Origin of the sequence: Citrobacter sp. 21OH12SH02A-Citro, from assembly GCF_027919895.1 — a bacterium.
In the GTDB taxonomy this organism is placed as follows: Bacteria; Pseudomonadota; Gammaproteobacteria; order Enterobacterales; family Enterobacteriaceae; genus Citrobacter; species Citrobacter braakii.
On record NZ_CP114801.1, the window covers coordinates 2,430,738 to 2,447,423 of the forward strand.

The window sequence follows — 16,686 nt, forward strand, 5'->3', positions numbered from 1 at the left end:
GCGCAAGTGTAGATATTATTTATATTATAAATGGAGTACTACAATGAATAAATTCTCCCTTTCTACAGCAGGTATTCTGGTCGCAGCGCTGTTAACCAGTGTCAGCGTCAATGCAGCAACTGATAACGCTAAAACTGAAGTGACTCCAAAAGGCATGAATTGCCAGGAGTTTATTGATTTGAACCCGCAAACTATGGCCCCGGTGGCTTTCTGGGTGCTCAATGAAGACGAAGATTTCAAGGGTGGCGATTACGTAGACTATAACGAAACCGTGACTACAGCAGTTCCTCTGACCGTTGAACTTTGTAAAAAACATCCGCAGAGCGAATTAAGCAAAATAAAAGACGAAATCAAAAAAGAATTATCCAAATAAGATTAAGTCATTATTAAAACCCAGCCAAAGTGCTGGGTTTTGCTATTTGTGACAATGTCACCTATTTATTTTGTGATACTTAAGAAAACTTTATAAAGATATAAACGCCTGTGCCGATACTGGATAAAAGTTAGCCTTTTGCAGAAGGAGTTTGTATGGCCTGGTATCCTACTCGTATTTCAACGCGTTTAACCATCGGCGGCATTCTGCTGCTTGCAGTCACGACCCTTGTTATTGTGGTGATTATGCTCTGGCGTGGTCAACCGCGCGTCGTTGAAATCAACACCGCCCTGATCGAAGAAACAGGGCAAGGTTTAACCCGCCAGTTGAGTACCGTATTGTCCCGAATTGAAGGTGAGACCGTTAGCTTGTCACGACTGGCTGAGGTGCTGCCAAATGATGAATCTCTTTATCAAAGCGTCGTTCCGCATCTGATTGGTGAAGATAAAGATTCAATTATTACCGGCGGCGGCATCTGGCCAGAACCAGACGCTTTCACCGCAGGTGTGGAGAAAAGAAGCTTTTTCTGGGCGCGTAATGCTGAAGGTAAACTGGTGTATTCCAACGACTATAACGTCGAAGGGTCAAGCGGATACCACAATGAAAACTGGTATCAGCATGCTAAAGGGCATTCACAAAACAGTTGCTTATGGTCTGATGTCTACCAGGACGCCAGTTCAGGCGTCAACATGGTGACGTGCAGCGTACCTTATCAACTGGCGGGCAAGTTTGCCGGTGTCGCCACCACCGATATTCGCCTGGATAACGTCGCCACTTTCATGCAGCAGCAGGGAAACAGCACCGGTGGTTACGCGTTTGTGGTGGACAAGCAGGGACAAATCCTCTATTTCCCGCAGGCCGATCTGGCGAAATATAAAACCATTAACGATCTGGCGCAAAGCGCGCAATGGCTTATCCCGGTGGAAAACGGTCTGAAATCTCTGCGCCCAGCGGACGGGGTGAAAACGATTACGCTTGCAAATGATAACGTCCTGAATTCGGCTTCACGAGTGATGCTGTTCCCGATGGCGGATACCGGTTGGGTTGTTGGTCTTGCGACGCCTGAATCGCGTATCGTCGGCCTTGCCAAAGTGATGATGCAGGACGTGCTGGAAGTGTTGATCCCGATCATGACCCTGTTGCTGGTGGGATCCTGGCTGGTGGTTCGCCGACTGATTTCACGTCTCGATGATACCCGTCAGGCTCTGGATGACATTGCGCAGGGAGAAGGCGATCTTACCCGTCGCCTGGATGTGCGTGGCAAAGATGAGATTTCCGCTATCGCCGAAGCGTTTAACCTGTTCGTCGATAAAATCTCAGCCATTCTGATCACTGTCAGAAGCAGTAGCGTAGTGGTGGCGAATAACGCTGTCAGCCTGGCAGACAGTAATATGGAACTTTCATCTCGCGTGACGCAACAGGCCGCTGCGCTGGAAGAGAGTTCAGCGGCGATGGAACAGTTAAATGCGACCGTTCATCAAAATGCCAGTAATACACAACTGGCGGATGAACTCTCTGATAGCACCGCGCAAACGGCCAACCGCTGCGGCGATGTTATGCAGGGTGTTATCTCTACAATGGATAACGTCAGTGCCTCATCCGGCAGAATGGTGGAAATTGTCGCGGTTATCGACAGCATTGCGTTCCAGACCAATATTCTCGCCCTGAATGCCGCGGTTGAAGCCGCCAGAGCAGGTGATGCCGGGAGAGGGTTTGCCGTTGTGGCCTCCGAAGTACGCACGCTGGCCCAGCGCAGCGCCACTGCCGCGCAGGAAATAAAGGCGTTGATTGATGAATCCGTTTCTCATGTAGGTAGCGGAAGTCAGCAAATTCACAATGCGGGCGAACGTCTGGGAGAACTGGTCAGTAATGTACGTCAGGTACGTCAGTTGATGGGGGAAATACGCGTTGCGGGTGAAGAACAACGCAAGGGCGTTTCCGAAGTTACGCTGGCTGTTACCGAAATGGACAGCACCGTTCAGCAAAACGCCTCGTTAATAGATGATGCTGCCGCGCGAACGCAGGCGCTGAAAGAGGAGGCGGAACAGCTGGCGATGCTGGTCTCATCATTCAGATTGCCTGAGCCTTCAGTTGCCTGATGAATCGGTTAAGAGCGTCCGTATAACCGGACGCTCTTGCGTTATAAATCCAATACGGACGACCATTAACGCCCCCAACGACTGCGAATATAGGTCACGGCTTCCTGCGTTTGCGGCTGATTAAGGTAATCTTCGCGAAACAAAATTGTGCCGTTAATGTGCGGTTCAGACTCGTTCAGATCGAGCTGTTTTTTCAGCTCCGGCACACCGCCTTTGACCGTCCAGTCAGGTTCTTTTCGCGACGGCTCACCGACTTTGTACAACGCCACCCCAATATACAGGCGGGTGTTGGTTGATTTGACGACATCTGCCCACCATTTCGCCAACACATCGTAACGCGCCGCGTCGCGGGCAAAAGGCCAGTACAGCTGTGGGGCGATGTAGTCCAGCAAGCCTTGTTGCACCCAGCGGCGGGTGTCCGCATACGATTCATCATAGGCTGCCGCGCCGCGTGTGTCTGAGCCCGCCGGATCGTGCGAACGGTTGCGCCACACGCCCGCAGGGCTGACGCCAAATTCAACTTCAGGTTTGAGTTTCTTGATAGTTCGTGAAACCTGCGCGATCAGGCGTTGCGTGTTATCGCGCCGCCAGTCAGCTTTGGAGACAAATCCCTGGCCGTATCTTCTGAAGGTCTGGCTGTCGTTGAGCGCAGAGCCGGGAGACTCGGTATAGAAGTAATCATCGAATTGCACGCCGTCAACCGGGTAATTCTCAACCACTTCAGCCACGATACTGGTTATCCAGTCACGCACTTCGGGAATACCGGGATCTAACACAAAACGCTCGCCCGAGGTACGGATCCAGTCCCGATGCAAGACATAAACGCTGGAAGGCGTCTGTGACAGCGTGTTGTTTAATTCGGTAACCGTCGCAGGTTTAGTGTTAACGGACACGCGGTAGGGGTTAAACCAGGCATGGACTTTCATTCCGCGTTTATGCGCTTCATCGAGCATAAACCGTAACGGATCGTAACCCGGATCCTGACCAATCTTACCGGTCAGGGTATCTGACCACGGCAAGATTGTAGAATGCCACAACGCAGTGGCATCGGGCTTCACCTGGAAAAAAACGGTGTTAATACCAAGACGTTTCAGGTTATCCAGCTTGTCAGTCAGCGCCTTTTGCTGCTGGCTGATACGAACGGCAGGCGAGCTGATGTTGACGGATGAAATCGGCGGCCAGTCAAGACGCGAAACCGTTGCCAACCAGATACCGCGCACCGGCTCCTTGCTCTGCTGCGGTTTGCCCACCGGGGGCAGTGGGGTGATTTTTGAACCGGGCGGCTGTGAAGAACAACTGCCAAGTAGCAACATACTGCCTACGAGCAGCGCGAACCATGTCATGTTGGTTCGCGGCAGCCTGGCTCGGGAACGGGCGAGAATATTCGCCAGTTTTTTCTGATAATTTGCTGAAATAAAACCGGATGCTGACATCAGATTTTGCTCTTAATTCTTCTTGTTGCGGCTGTTAGCCCAGGGATCGAACGCCGGTTCGGTGGTGTTATTTGAGGCAAGGTCATGCAGTGAATCCAGGTACAGCGCTTCAACTTCTGCCCGCGCCCACGGCGTGCGGCGCAGAAACTTCAAACTGGATTTAACGCTCGGCTCATTTTTAAAGCAGTTGATATTAATACGTTGCGCCAGCTCAGCCCAACCATAACGATCAACCAGTGCATTGACCTGCATTTCAAGCGTTACGCCATGTAAAGGGTCTTTAGAAATATGAGCATTCATATGAAGTCCAGTTCAGTGGTTCCAGATTCTGTTAGTAGTGCAACGGGAAGAAGGTTACAAGAAAGCGGGGCGACCAGCAATGGCATCTGTTCCTCAGGCTTTCATGATTAAGAAGTAAACACCAGCCAGACATTGCTGAAGAAAAGATCTGGATTCGATGCGTTCATTAATCTTAAGTGGGTATTTATACCTGGATTGTTACTTCAGTTTCTCTTTATTTATGTATTATCGCTGTCATTCGACTATTTAAATTAAAAAACAAAAGATCCAAATAAAACCGAAAATAACATATCCATAATGTTAACTATTGATAAAATTAAAGTAAAATTTAGTAAAACATGGATATTTTGTTTTTCATGGACGAGAGTTTACATATCATGATATAATATTGCGGAAAAATTTGCAGGCTATTAATCTGCATGTAATGTAAATGAATTTCTGAGGAGACTATTCCAGTGGGACGTAAATGGGCAAATATTGTTGCTAAAAAAACTGCTAAAGACGGTGCAACGTCTAATATATATGCAAAATTCGGTGTAGAAATCTATGCCGCTGCCAAACAAGGTGAACCAGACCCAGAATCAAACTCAGCTTTAAAATTCGTTATTGAACGTGCGAAACAAGCACAGGTTCCTAAACACGTTATTGATAAAGCAATTGATAAAGCCAAAGGCGGCAGCGATGAAACGTTCGTGCAAGGGCGCTATGAAGGCTTTGGTCCAAGTGGTTCACTGATTATCGCTGAAACGTTGACGTCAAATGTTAACCGTACGATTGCTAATGTCCGCTCAATTTTCAATAAAAAAGGCGGGAATATCGGAGCGGCAGGTGCTGTCAGCTATATGTTTGACAATACCGGGGTGATTGTATTTGAAGGAACAGATCCTGACCATATTTTTGAAATTTTGCTTAATGCTGATGTAGATGTTCGCGATGTAACCGAAGAAGAGGGAAACATCGTTATTTATACTGAATCTACAGACCTTCATAAAGGAATTGCAGCCCTGAAAGCCGCTGGGATTACTGAATTCTCAACAACAGAATTAGAAATGATTGCTCAATCAGAAGTTGAACTTTCGCCAGAAGATTTAGAAATCTTTGCAGGACTCGTTGATGCCCTTGAAGATGACGATGATGTTCAAAAAGTCTATCACAACGTTGCAAACCTCTAATTATAAATAAAGGAATCTGTTATTGCGGCAGATCTTTAACTTATAAAGTTGTTACAAAAATATCTAGCCCGATACATTGATTATAAAAAAAGAAAAAATTTACGGTAGAAAATCAAAGTGACTGTCTGCTTTTGCTCAAGGCAGACAGTCATGTCCAGCAGTTTTCAGTCAGGATTAGCAGGGGGAGCTTTTCCAGTAATCTTTTTACCGTAGCAGATAAGGGAAGGGTAAGGATTTGATAGAACGGCGTCAGCTAAGAGCAATGAACTAAACATCCATCAAATACTAAATTGCATTTAACATAATATACATTATGCGCACTGGCGTTAAGTAAGGTAGAATCTGAAGCTTTATGGTAATCCTTGTGCTGCTCAATAATGATGGCCAAACCTCTTTTCAAATGCCGTTACCAGCGCTAACCATTTTCGACCTGTGCCGCATCACTCACTGAACATCAAAACTGATAACTTTAGTTCACGCAGGCAAACCACAGACATGCCAATCTGTCTTCCTGGCATATTTCTGCCCTTATCCTTCATTATCATATAATCTTCTAAATGAAATGGCTCACCGGCAAGGACTTATGCGGTCCTTTCTGCCTTTTTCTCTCATACTGGAGATTCATTCATGGCTGACTGGAACCCTTCGCTTTATCTGCAATATGAAACTGAACGTTCAAGACCCGCAGCGGAATTACTCAACAGAGTGGCGTTAGAGAGTGTTCGTTCAGTTGTTGATCTTGGCTGTGGTCCGGGAAACAGCACGGCATTACTGCATCAGCGCTGGCCTTCGGCTGTAATAACCGGGGTTGATTCCTCACCCGCCATGCTGAATGAAGCGCGCAACGCATTACCGCAATGCCATTTTATTGAAGCGGATATCAGTCAGTTCCAGCCCGAGCATCCTGTGGATCTGCTTTACGCAAATGCGTCTTTACAATGGGTACCCGATCACTATGAACTATTGCCGAACCTGGTATCGCTGCTGGGTCGCAACGGCGTTCTGGCCGTACAAATGCCGGATAACTGGCTGGAACCCACGCATGTTCTGATGCGCGAAGTGGCTTATGAACAGGGTTTCCCGGACCGGGGTCGTGCGCCACTTCCTGGCGTACATGCCTACTATGATATTTTGACCGAAACTGGCTGTGAGGTGGATATCTGGCGCACCACGTATTATCACATTATGGATTCTCATCAAGCAATTATCGACTGGGTAAGTTCTACAGGCCTGCGCCCCTGGTTACAGGATTTGAGAGAAAGTGAGCAACGTCAGTATCTGGCGCGCTACCACGAACTACTTCAGGAGCAATATCCACTGCAGGAAAATGGCAAAATTTTACTGGCATTTCCCCGATTGTTTATTGTTGCGCGACGCAATAATTAAGCATTTATCATCAGATAGATCACAGGAATAGAGGATCGCCTATGAGCGCCCTCGCCTTTTTAACATAAGGATCTAGTGACAATGCGAGGCATCTGCTAGTGTCTTGCCACGTGTTTCCGACGGGAGTTGTTATGTCTAAAGTCTACATTGGTGGGTGTCTTTGTGGTTCGATCCGCTTCACGGCCAGCAGTCCTAATAATTCCCATACCTGTTCCTGCGATATATGCCGGAAACATACGGGCGCACCGACCGTCGTCTGGATTGAGTTTGATGCAGAAAATGTAGAATGGACGGGAAAAGCCGGAAAACCGACAACCTGGCGCTCATCAGAAACGAGTTGTCGAGCCTTTTGCCCTCAGTGCGGCAGTTCCGTGGGCGCTATTGATGATGCCCCGGTAATTGCACTTTTAGCCGGGGCTTTTGATGACCCTAACGATGAAGACCTGGCGCCAGAGTTTCATTCGTTTTCCGATATGCAGCCAGCCTGGTGGCAAAACGAACGTAACTAAGTTAGTTGGTAATGCTTATCAGGCATGTGTTTTGCTGGCACATTTGTTTCATCGTTCATCTGCAGCAAATCGATTTCGATCGCATTGCAAATCGCATCCAGCGGCAGGTCATTGTTCTCTGTGCCAAACGGATCTTCAAGCTCTTCTGCAAGCGTGTCGAGCGAGATAAATGTATAGGAAATAAGCACAGAGATAAACGGTGTCATGTAGTGCAGATCCACCACTAACGCGAATGGCAGCATGATACAAAACAGGTATACCGTGCGATGAAGGATCAAAGTATAAGCAAACGGGACCGGCGTATTCGCAATCCGCTCACAACCAGCCAGTACCGCAGACATATCGTTTAACCTATTGTTTAAACTATGAAATAATATGTCTGACAGTTGCTCATCACGCCTGCGCACGGCCAACCACTCTCCCATTAACAACAAAATGCGGTTTGCTGGAGATTGTGAGGCAAATACCGTCTGCAGATCTTTCTCGCTGAGGTACTTCGCCAACGGCTCTGCCTGTGGCTTTCGACGTAAAGTCATGCGTAAACAGTGGGCAAACGCGATTTGCAGACGAACAAACTGCCCTAATTCGGCGTCGTCCGGTAAGGTGGTTTTTACCTCACGCAGCAGCGATCGGGAAGCAATCATCAACTGCCCCCACAGGTGTCGGGCCTCAACGTAACGTGAATAACAGGCGTTATTGCGAAAACCTAAAAAGATTGCAATCGCCACGCCGAGAATGCTGAATGGCGCCAGGGTGAATTTGATTCCCAGCATCGTATACCACGGAAGCATGATAATAACGGCGATGGAGAGCAGGAAGTTCAGCAGCAGTCGTGAAAAGATTTTAGATAATACTGACCCATGCCAGACGAATATCAGGCGTAGCCAGTGTTGTTGGGGGCGAACGATCATGGTTTTCTTCGGGAAAATGTGAAATCCATCACATTAGACGCGATCATGATCAATGTTGCAAGTTAATCGCAACATTAACTAAACAACTTTTGCGCTGCCAGAACCACCGCGCACCGGAGTTACAGAACGGTGTAGTCATTAATAAACAATAGTATGTTGTAACTAATGAATGTTCTATAAAAAACCCGGCCTGAGCCGGGTTGTCTTCTTAGCATAATGGCTTAACGGCTTCACGCATGCCTTTTGCCAGAATGGTATCCAGATCGGCTGAAACCTGCTCCACGAGTCCGGAAACCTGAGTCAGGTCCTGTTCCCAGTGTTCTTTAACACCCAGTACCGACTTGACTAACTCTTCGGTGCTTATCTGGCGGTCATGATGCTGGGACCACAGCTGTTGAAAACGTGCCACCCAGTGCGCATCATCCTGGACCGGATAAGCCTCACCGTTACGCTCTCCACGATAGAAAGCAATCAGCGCGGCAAGCGCAAACGTCAGGCGCGCCGGCAGTTTACCGCTGGCCTGTTGCCCTGCCAGCAGCTGCGGCAATATACGGGTACGGAATTTAGTCATGCCGTTCAGGGCAATCGACAGCAACTGATGCTTGATGTACGGATTGCAGAATCGACCGGTCACCGCGCTGGCGAAAGACGCCAGCTCATCGCGGGGTAAATCCAGTACCGGAATGATCTCTTCATAAATCGCTTTTTCAACGAAGGCGCAAATCTCTGCGTCATTCATCGCCTCACCCACGGTGTCCAGCCCTGCCTGCCAGGCAACGGGAACCAGTGCGGTGTGTGCGCCGTTGAGAATCGCCACTTTCCGTTCTTTGTACGGTTTGATGTCATCAACAATCAGGACATTGAGCGGATACTTATCCAGACGCAGTTCTGCAGCTAATGACTTCGGTCCCTGAATAACGAACAGATAGAAGTGTTCTGCAGTGTCGAGGAAGGCATCGTGATAGCCCAACTCAGCTTCCAGTTTCTCCACTTCGTCACGCGGATAACCGGTAACAATGCGGTCCACCAGTGTGGAGCAAAATGCGTTGGCCTGATCCAGCCACTGAATAAATGCCTCTGGCAGCGCCCACTCCTGAGCGTAGCGCAGGACCAGTTCACGCAGCGCATCACCATTGTAATCAATCAGTTCGCAAGGAATGATAATCCAGCCTTTATCCGACGCGCCATTAAAATGGCTGAAGCGTTCGAACAACAGTCGGGTCAGTTTAGCCGGATAACTCACGGCCGGTGCATCCTCAAACTTATCGCCCGCGTGGTAGCTGATGCCCGCTTCAGTCGTGTTGGAGAACACAAAACGCATATCTGGATTATGCGCCAACTTCAGGAACTCATCGTATTCGCTATAGACGCTGATTTCTCGGTTAACCGAACGGATCAAACGGGCATCGCTTACGGCCTCGCCCTTCTCATTCAAACCACGAATGATGGTGGTATAGAGACCATCCTGCGTACTCAGCGATGGCGGGAAGGTACTTTCGATGGGACGAACAATGACTACACCAGCGTTCAGATCGGTATGTTCGTTCAGCAAATCGACTTGCCAGTCAACAAAGGCGCGCAGGAAGTTTCCTTCACCAAACTGAATAATGCGTTCAGGATACTGAGCACCGGGGAAATCGCGACGATTTAGTGTTTGCACAATGGGTTCCCTTTTAATTAGTCATACAACCTGATTGAATTGGTCCAATAGGTTAGCAAACTTTAATACATTGAAACCCTGTTTTGATCAATCCCCGGCGACAAATTAGAGAGTTTTGTAGAAAAGTGTGGTTCCGGTCAGCTTCCCGTCAGGCATTTTTGCATAGTCCGGTATCACCCCTACTTTTTGCCATCCAGAATTGTGGTAGAACAACTCAGCACCACTGCCCGTCGCTGTATCAAGCACCAGCAGCGTTTTCCCTTGCTGACGCGCGCAGTTTTCGAGTTCGTTCATCAACGTCCGGGCAACCCCACCGCGCCGCGCTGAGGGGTGAACCAGCAGCTTGGCGACATCAGCACGATGAGGTTGGTTTTCGGGTTGATCGATAATGAGCTGGACAGTACCGACAAGCACCCCCTGTGCGTTCTGCGTACCCAGAACAATCCTTTCTCCACGGTCAACGCTTTGCGCGACGCTCATCCAGAAAGGCCGTGATTTATCACCACTAAAAGGGAGCATAAAGCTGACAGAGGCGCCATCATTGACGCATGTTTCAAGGATGTCGCTGAACTCACCGATTCTCGACAGAATCTGGGCCGCGCTCAGCACAAAGCAGGGTTTACAGGAAGCCATTTTTTTCTCCTTAGAATGACCCCTTCATACTGCTTTTAACAATTGCACAACACAAGGAGTCATATCATAGGATTATGTTATCTATGGCTTGTTCATCTGGATCACTAGCCAGTGATAGATAACCGTGACAACGTAACGCTGCTGTTCATCGTTTAACGCCACACCCTGAGGGATATCATGCCATTTCGCCAGACATCCCCGACAACAGGTCGCCGTGGCATGTTGAGCGATAAATACCGGATGCCCGCGCATGGGTGTCTGCTTACCGTCATTGGCAGGAAACGCGGGCGCCAGCCGTTTGGCAATAAAATCCGTGGCATGTTGTTCGATAACCGGCGCGCCTTTATCCAGACAATACTGCCTTTCTTTCTGGCCAAGGCGAAACCGCGAGCGAAACGTTGATTTCGCCAGCCGGGCAAAAAGAGGATCGAGCGTGTTCATCAGTAAACCGAGCGCCCCAGTTGTTGCGTTAATTGCTCCAGCACGGCGATACCCGCCAGCGAATTTCCCGCCGCATCCAGTTCCGGACTCCAGACGGCAATCGCCATCTCGTGAGGCACGATAGCCACGATACCGCCCCCCACACCAGATTTCGCCGGTAAGCCCACTCGCCAGGCAAATTCCCCTGCGTTCTGATACATGCCACTGGTCGCCATCAGCGCGTTGATCTGTCGGGCCTGCATGGGCGTCACCACGGGCTCAGCAAGATGAAAAGCATGTCCCTGATTTGCCAGAAAGACGAACGTGCGCGCCAGCTCCACACAGCTCATTTTCAGTGCGCAGTAGTGAAAGTAATTTTGCAAAACGGTGGTCACGTCATGGTGAAAATTGCCAAAGGACTTCATTAGCCAGGCAATAGCCGCGTTACGCGCCGAGTGCTCAAACTCAGAACGCGCCACCGTCGCATCATAGGCGATATCCGAAACGCCGCTTAGCGCCCGTACCACTTCCAGCATCCGTTGACGCGGTGCGCTCAGACGTCCTTGCAGCATATCGCAAACCACCAGCGCCCCGGCGTTGATAAAGGGATTGCGTGGGATCCCTTGCTCCATTTCCAGCTGCACCAGGGAATTAAAAGGATGCCCGGAAGGATCCTTGCCGACACGTTGCCAGATTTCATCTTCCTGATAGTGACGCATCGCCACGACCAGACTGAGCACCTTTGAAATTGACTGAATAGAAAAGCGCTCTTGCGCATCCCCCGCCTGATAGTGCTGCCCATCGACGGTGCAAATAGCGATACCCAGTTTTGAACCGTCGACAGAAGCTAAGGCAGGAATGTAATCAGCGACTTTACCCTGACCAATCAGCGGACGAACCTGCTGCACAATGGTCTCTAAAATTGAATTGTCCATGGCCCTGGCCACAACATGCTCCTTGCTCGCAGGTATGAAAGGCCTGCGAGTATAACAGAGCTGAATACGCAGCGTCAGGCCGGAAGGCGGAATCTGGCCACGGTCTGCATGAGCGGGTGAGATTCATGCCGTAGACAGAAACATTGCAGAATTAAGGCCGGTGCCCCCGTCGGAGGCACCCAAACCATCAGAGGCGGTTTTTCCAGACGGTCTGTACATTACAAAACTCATGCAGACCAAAGTGTGAAAGCTCGCGGCCAAAACCACTTTTTTTCACGCCGCCAAAAGCAACGCGGGCATCGCTGGCGCTGTAACCATTGATAAATACGCCCCCACACTCCAGGCGTGACGCCATCTTCTGCGCCAGAGCTTCATCCGCGGTGAACACCGTGGCTGATAAGCCGAAATCACTGTCATTAGCCAGCGCTAAAGCATGTTCCGCATTCTTTGCAACGGTAATCGCTGCAACCGGGCCAAACAGCTCCTGACGAAAAGCCGTCATCTCCGGGGTGACATCCCCCAGAACCGTCACGGCATAGTAATTGCCCTGACCCGCGATTTTTTCCCCGCCGAGAAGTAACCGCGCGCCTTCGGCAAGGGTGGCTTCGACCTGCTGATGCAGCTCATCGCGCAGATCAAATCTTGCCATCGGACCCAGATCGTTTTCTTCGTTCAGCGGGTCGCCCATTTTGAGCGCGCTCGCGGCCGCCACAAAACGAGCCGTAAATTCTGGCGCAATTCCTTCTTCGATAATAAAGCGCTTTGCTGCCGCACAAACCTGCCCGGTATTCTGATAACGACCGGCGACCGCCGCCTTAACGGCCAGATCGAGGTCAGCATCATTAAGGACAATAAACGGATCGGAACCCCCCAGTTCAAGCACGCATTTTTTCAGCGCCGCACCCGCCTGAGCACCAATCGCCGCACCAGCTCGAACGCTGCCCGTCACCGTTACCGCCGCGATACGCGGGTCATTGATCATCTGACTTACCCCGGCGTTATCGGCATTCACCCAACCATAAACACCCGCGGGAACGCCCGCATCAGCAAAAACCTGCGCGATAATCGCAGCACAGCCGGTTACGTTTGGCGCATGCTTTAACAGATAGCCATTTCCGGCCAGCAGAATTGGAATGGCGCCGCGAAGTACCTGCCAGAGCGGGAAGTTCCACGGCATGATCGCCAGAATAGTTCCAACGGGGCGATATTCAATCACCGCCTGGTTGTTCTCCACCAGCGTAGGTTCCGGGTTGAGCATCGCCGGTCCATGTTCGGCGTACCAGTCACACAATGCGGCTGATTTGGCAACTTCACCACGCGCCTGCTTGATGGGTTTCCCCATTTCACGTGAGATACACTGCGCCATCTCTTCCGCGCGATGACGCAGAGCCTGCCCGATATGACGCAGCGTTTGCGCACGGTGCTCAACGGCAGTGTGTTTCCATTCACTGTAGCCATTCGCGGCAAGGCTCAGCGCATGTGCAATCTCTTCAGTACTGGCCCACGGCATTGCCGCCAACCTTTCACCGTTGGTAGGGTTAACGGAAATCGCATGTGTTGCTGCTGTGATAGTCATAAGTGCCTCTCTTTATCGCAGGGTATGGTCATATCATGCGCATATTTACTCTTTCTGAAAAATGAATAATATTAACCACACCATTCACGAACAGAGAACATTATGGATCTGACGCAACTGGAAATGTTCAACGCCGTCGCGGAGACAGGCAGTATTACGCAGGCCGCCGCGAAGGTGCATCGCGTGCCATCCAATCTCACCACCCGTATTCGCCAGCTTGAAGCCGACCTTGGCGTCGATCTGTTTATTCGTGAAAATCAGCGTTTGCGGCTTTCCCCGTCCGGGCACAATTTTTTACGCTACAGCCAGCGGATCCTCGCCCTGGTTGACGAGGCGAGAATGGTCGTCGCCGGCGATGAACCGCAGGGGTTGTTCTCTCTTGGCTCGCTCGAGAGTACTGCCGCTGTGCGGATCCCCGCCACGCTGGCTGAATATAATCAGCGTTACCCCAAAATTCAGTTTGCGCTGGCGACAGGTCCTTCAGGCACGATGCTGGACGGCGTGCTCGACGGGACGCTGAACGCCGCCTTTGTCGACGGCCCAATTACTCATCCAGGTCTTGAAGGAATGCCGGTCTACCGTGAAGAGATGATGATAGTCACTCCGCACGGTCATCCCCCTATCCAGCGGGCCAGCGACGTTAACGGTTGCAGCATTTACGCCTTTCGCGCCAACTGTTCCTATCGTCGCCATTTTGAAAGCTGGTTTCATGCCGATCGCGCAATGCCCGGCACCATTCATGAAATGGAGTCGTATCACGGCATGCTGGCTTGCGTCATTGCCGGTGCGGGTATCGCGCTGATCCCGCGTTCGATGCTGGAGAGCATGCCAGGGCACCATCAGGTCCACGCCTGGCCGCTAAGCGAAAACTGGCGCTGGCTGAATACGTGGCTGGTCTGGCGCAGAGGGGCAATGACGAGGCAACTGGAAGCGTTTATTGAGGTATTGAACCCTCAGTTGTCGAAAAGCACGGAATAATTCGCGATTCTCAAACAACGCCATAAATAGCGTTCCGGGTGAATTCGCACGCCCGGAATTTCATTAATAATGAAATAGTTAAAATTACGCGAAATGTTCGGCAGTCAATTTTGCCACCCAGTCAATGAAATGAGAACTGCATCACGAAATGATTGTATTTTAGCCAGCAAAAGTTTTAAGATCGTGGCCTTACCTTTTCGCAGCTAATCCACCTAATTGATATGACAACAGACACTGTTTCCCGCAAGGTCGCGTGGCTTCGGGTAGTTACGCTTGCCATTGCCGGTTTTATTTTCAATACCACCGAGTTTGTCCCTGTCGGTTTGTTATCCGACATCGCACAAAGTTTTAATATGCAGACCGCTCAGGTCGGGATCATGCTGACGATCTACGCCTGGGTTGTCGCCCTGATGTCGCTGCCTTTCATGCTGCTTACCAGCCAGGTAGAACGCCGCAAACTTCTGATCTGCCTGTTTGTCGTTTTTATCGCCAGCCACGTTCTCTCTTTCCTGGCATGGAATTTTACCGTGCTGGTGATCAGCCGTATTGGTATTGCTTTTGCCCACGCGATTTTCTGGTCGATCACCGCATCGCTGGCGATTCGCCTGGCTCCTGCCGGGAAACGCGCGCAGGCTCTCAGCCTGATTGCGACCGGTACCGCGCTGGCGATGGTGTTAGGCCTGCCTATCGGGCGCATCGTTGGCCAGTATTTTGGCTGGCGTACTACCTTCTTCGCCATCGGTATGGGGGCGTTAGTCACCCTACTTTGCTTGATTAAGCTCCTGCCAAAATTACCCAGTGAGCATTCCGGTTCATTAAAAAGCCTGCCGGTTTTATTCCGCCGTCCGGCATTGATGAGCCTGTATCTGCTGACGGTGATTGTGGTCACCGCGCATTACACGGCCTACAGCTATATCGAACCGTTTGTACAGACCGTCGCCGGACTGAGCGCAAACTTTGCCACCGTGCTGCTGCTGGTTCTGGGTGGCGCAGGTATTGTCGGTAGCGTCATTTTTGGCAAGCTGGGTAATCAACATGCTTCCGTATTGATTAGTAGCGCCATTGCCCTGCTGACGGTGTGCCTGGTGCTGTTACTGCCCGCAGCGGACAGCGAAATGCATCTGGCCGTCCTGAGTATATTCTGGGGCATCGCCATTATGTTGATAGGCCTGGGTATGCAGGTCAAAGTGCTGGCGCTGGCCCCGGATGCCACCGACGTCGCAATGGCCCTTTTCTCTGGTATCTTTAATATCGGGATAGGCGCTGGCGCGCTGGTGGGAAATCAGGTGAGTCTGCACTGGTCAATGTCTACGATTGGTTACGTAGGTGCAGTGCCTGCGATTGTGGCGTTCATATGGTCGGTGATTATCTTCCGTAAATGGCCAGTATCACTGGAAGAGCAGCCTCAGCATTCATAAAAGCGTGCCCGGTAGACAATACCGGGCACGTTGTTTTAAGCGTAAGTTTTAATGATTTCCAGCACGCCGTTAATAATAAACTGCACGCCCATACATACCAGCAGGAAGCCCATCAGACGGGAGATCGCCTCAATACCACCTTTACCGACCAGGCGCATAATTCCGCCAGAACTGCGCAAACAACCCCACAGGATAACCCCGACCACGGCAAAAATAATCGGCGGTGCGACCATTATCACCCAGTCAGGAAACTCAGCCCCATGACGCACGGTGGACGCCGAGCTGATGATCATTGCAATCGTACCCGGACCCGCGGTGCTTGGCATGGCCAGCGGAACAAATGCAATATTCGCCGTCGGTTCATCTTCCAGTTCTTCTGATTTGCTTCTCGCTTCCGGAGAGTCATGTGCCTTCTGCTGTGGAAACAACATTCGAAAGCCGATAAACGCAACGATTAACCCACCCGCGATACGTAACCCGGGAATCGAAATCCCGAAGGTATTCATCACCAGTTGTCCGGCATAATACGCCACCATCATGATGGCAAACACGTAAACGGACGCCATGAGTGACTGACGGTTACGCTCTGCGCTGTTCATGTTGCCGGCAAGGCCGAGGAACAACGCCACGGTGGTTAACGGGTTTGCCAACGGTAACAGGACTACCAGCCCCAGTCCTATTGCTTTAAACAAGTCCATCATAATGTCATCTTTCCTGTGCGTTAATCGTCAACGGCAAGTATACGGTGAAATCCGGGAGATAAGCCATTTTCGCGGTGTAAGGATTCATTTTTCATCCGCACGTATAAGCCATAATTTTCAAACCGTTAAAATTCCACTCGCCAGAAATTGAGTCTGATGATTTAGCAAAACGTGGCATTTGC

The 16,686-nt window shown here is 50.4% G+C and carries 16 protein-coding genes; 7 read left to right on the plus strand and 9 right to left on the minus strand.

What is annotated here, in order from left to right; translation table 11 throughout:
• Positions 1-43: 43 nt before the first annotated feature.
• Together hdeB and O6D90_RS11760 are read left to right on the plus strand one after the other, a co-directional pair.
• Positions 44-373 (plus strand): acid-activated periplasmic chaperone HdeB, encoded by a 330-nt coding sequence (hdeB, locus tag O6D90_RS11755; RefSeq protein ID WP_003019999.1) that lies wholly within the window; start codon positions 44-46, stop codon positions 371-373.
• 155 nt (positions 374-528) lie between these two features.
• Positions 529-2,472: a methyl-accepting chemotaxis protein gene (locus O6D90_RS11760; RefSeq protein ID WP_016153087.1), complete on the plus strand. Its 1,944-nt coding sequence runs from the start codon at positions 529-531 to the stop codon at positions 2,470-2,472.
• Positions 2,473-2,537: 65 nt separating this feature from the next.
• Here O6D90_RS11760 and O6D90_RS11765 read toward each other — a convergent pair whose 3' ends face one another.
• Positions 2,538-3,905, minus strand: coding sequence for a glycoside hydrolase family 10 protein (locus tag O6D90_RS11765; RefSeq protein WP_016153086.1), 1,368 nt, complete (start codon positions 3,903-3,905; stop codon positions 2,538-2,540).
• Between the two features lie 12 nt (positions 3,906-3,917).
• Complete coding sequence (locus O6D90_RS11770; protein ID WP_016153085.1) at positions 3,918-4,205, minus strand: VF530 family DNA-binding protein; 288 nt, start codon at positions 4,203-4,205, stop codon at positions 3,918-3,920.
• A gap of 455 nt (positions 4,206-4,660) precedes the next feature.
• Between O6D90_RS11770 and O6D90_RS11775 the strand changes: the two genes are divergently transcribed.
• The 3 genes from O6D90_RS11775 (at position 4,661) to O6D90_RS11785 (ending at position 7,272) form a co-directional block, all read left to right on the plus strand.
• Entirely contained in the window at positions 4,661-5,377 is a 717-nt protein-coding gene (locus tag O6D90_RS11775) for a YebC/PmpR family DNA-binding transcriptional regulator (RefSeq protein ID WP_016156532.1), read from the plus strand.
• A gap of 627 nt (positions 5,378-6,004) precedes the next feature.
• On the plus strand, positions 6,005-6,763 hold the full coding sequence (gene tam, locus O6D90_RS11780; RefSeq protein ID WP_016157955.1) for a trans-aconitate 2-methyltransferase: 759 nt from the start codon (positions 6,005-6,007) through the stop codon (positions 6,761-6,763).
• Positions 6,764-6,894: 131 nt separating this feature from the next.
• The gene (locus O6D90_RS11785) at positions 6,895-7,272 is read left to right on the plus strand and encodes a GFA family protein (RefSeq protein WP_016153082.1); all 378 of its coding nucleotides are present in this window, start codon (positions 6,895-6,897) and stop codon (positions 7,270-7,272) included.
• Here the strand turns inward: O6D90_RS11785 and O6D90_RS11790 are convergent.
• From O6D90_RS11790 to sad, 6 genes are all read right to left on the minus strand, one after another.
• Positions 7,269-8,183 carry a bestrophin family protein gene (locus O6D90_RS11790; RefSeq protein WP_088582962.1) on the minus strand — a complete coding sequence of 305 codons (915 nt, stop codon included), beginning with the start codon at positions 8,181-8,183 and terminating at the stop codon, positions 7,269-7,271. The two genes, O6D90_RS11785 and O6D90_RS11790, sit on opposite strands and share 4 nt — an antisense overlap.
• Before the next feature lie 208 nt (positions 8,184-8,391).
• Positions 8,392-9,843 (minus strand): tagaturonate reductase, encoded by a 1,452-nt coding sequence (locus O6D90_RS11795; protein ID WP_016156489.1) that lies wholly within the window; start codon positions 9,841-9,843, stop codon positions 8,392-8,394.
• Positions 9,844-9,948: 105 nt separating this feature from the next.
• The gene (locus O6D90_RS11800; RefSeq protein ID WP_016156488.1) at positions 9,949-10,476 is read right to left on the minus strand and encodes a GNAT family N-acetyltransferase; all 528 of its coding nucleotides are present in this window, start codon (positions 10,474-10,476) and stop codon (positions 9,949-9,951) included.
• Positions 10,477-10,557: 81 nt separating this feature from the next.
• On the minus strand, positions 10,558-10,917 hold the full coding sequence (locus O6D90_RS11805) for a DUF4186 domain-containing protein (RefSeq protein ID WP_016153078.1): 360 nt from the start codon (positions 10,915-10,917) through the stop codon (positions 10,558-10,560).
• Positions 10,917-11,843, minus strand: a complete 927-nt coding sequence (glsB, locus tag O6D90_RS11810) for a glutaminase B (RefSeq protein ID WP_016153077.1) — start codon at positions 11,841-11,843, stop codon at positions 10,917-10,919. Before glsB ends, O6D90_RS11805 begins: the two co-directional genes overlap by 1 nt.
• A 175-nt stretch (positions 11,844-12,018) precedes the next feature.
• Positions 12,019-13,407, minus strand: a complete 1,389-nt coding sequence (gene sad, locus O6D90_RS11815) for a succinate-semialdehyde dehydrogenase (protein WP_016156487.1) — start codon at positions 13,405-13,407, stop codon at positions 12,019-12,021.
• A gap of 102 nt (positions 13,408-13,509) precedes the next feature.
• On the opposite strand from sad, the gene ptrR reads away from it, so the two are divergent.
• On the plus strand, positions 13,510-14,385 hold the full coding sequence (gene ptrR / locus O6D90_RS11820) for a putrescine utilization regulator PtrR (protein ID WP_016153075.1): 876 nt from the start codon (positions 13,510-13,512) through the stop codon (positions 14,383-14,385).
• A gap of 221 nt (positions 14,386-14,606) precedes the next feature.
• The gene (locus tag O6D90_RS11825; RefSeq protein ID WP_016156486.1) at positions 14,607-15,803 is read left to right on the plus strand and encodes a sugar transporter; all 1,197 of its coding nucleotides are present in this window, start codon (positions 14,607-14,609) and stop codon (positions 15,801-15,803) included.
• Positions 15,804-15,838: 35 nt separating this feature from the next.
• On the opposite strand, the gene O6D90_RS11830 is transcribed toward O6D90_RS11825, so the two are convergent.
• Positions 15,839-16,504 (minus strand): MarC family NAAT transporter, encoded by a 666-nt coding sequence (locus tag O6D90_RS11830; RefSeq protein WP_016153073.1) that lies wholly within the window; start codon positions 16,502-16,504, stop codon positions 15,839-15,841.
• Between the last annotated feature and the right edge of the window lie 182 nt (positions 16,505-16,686).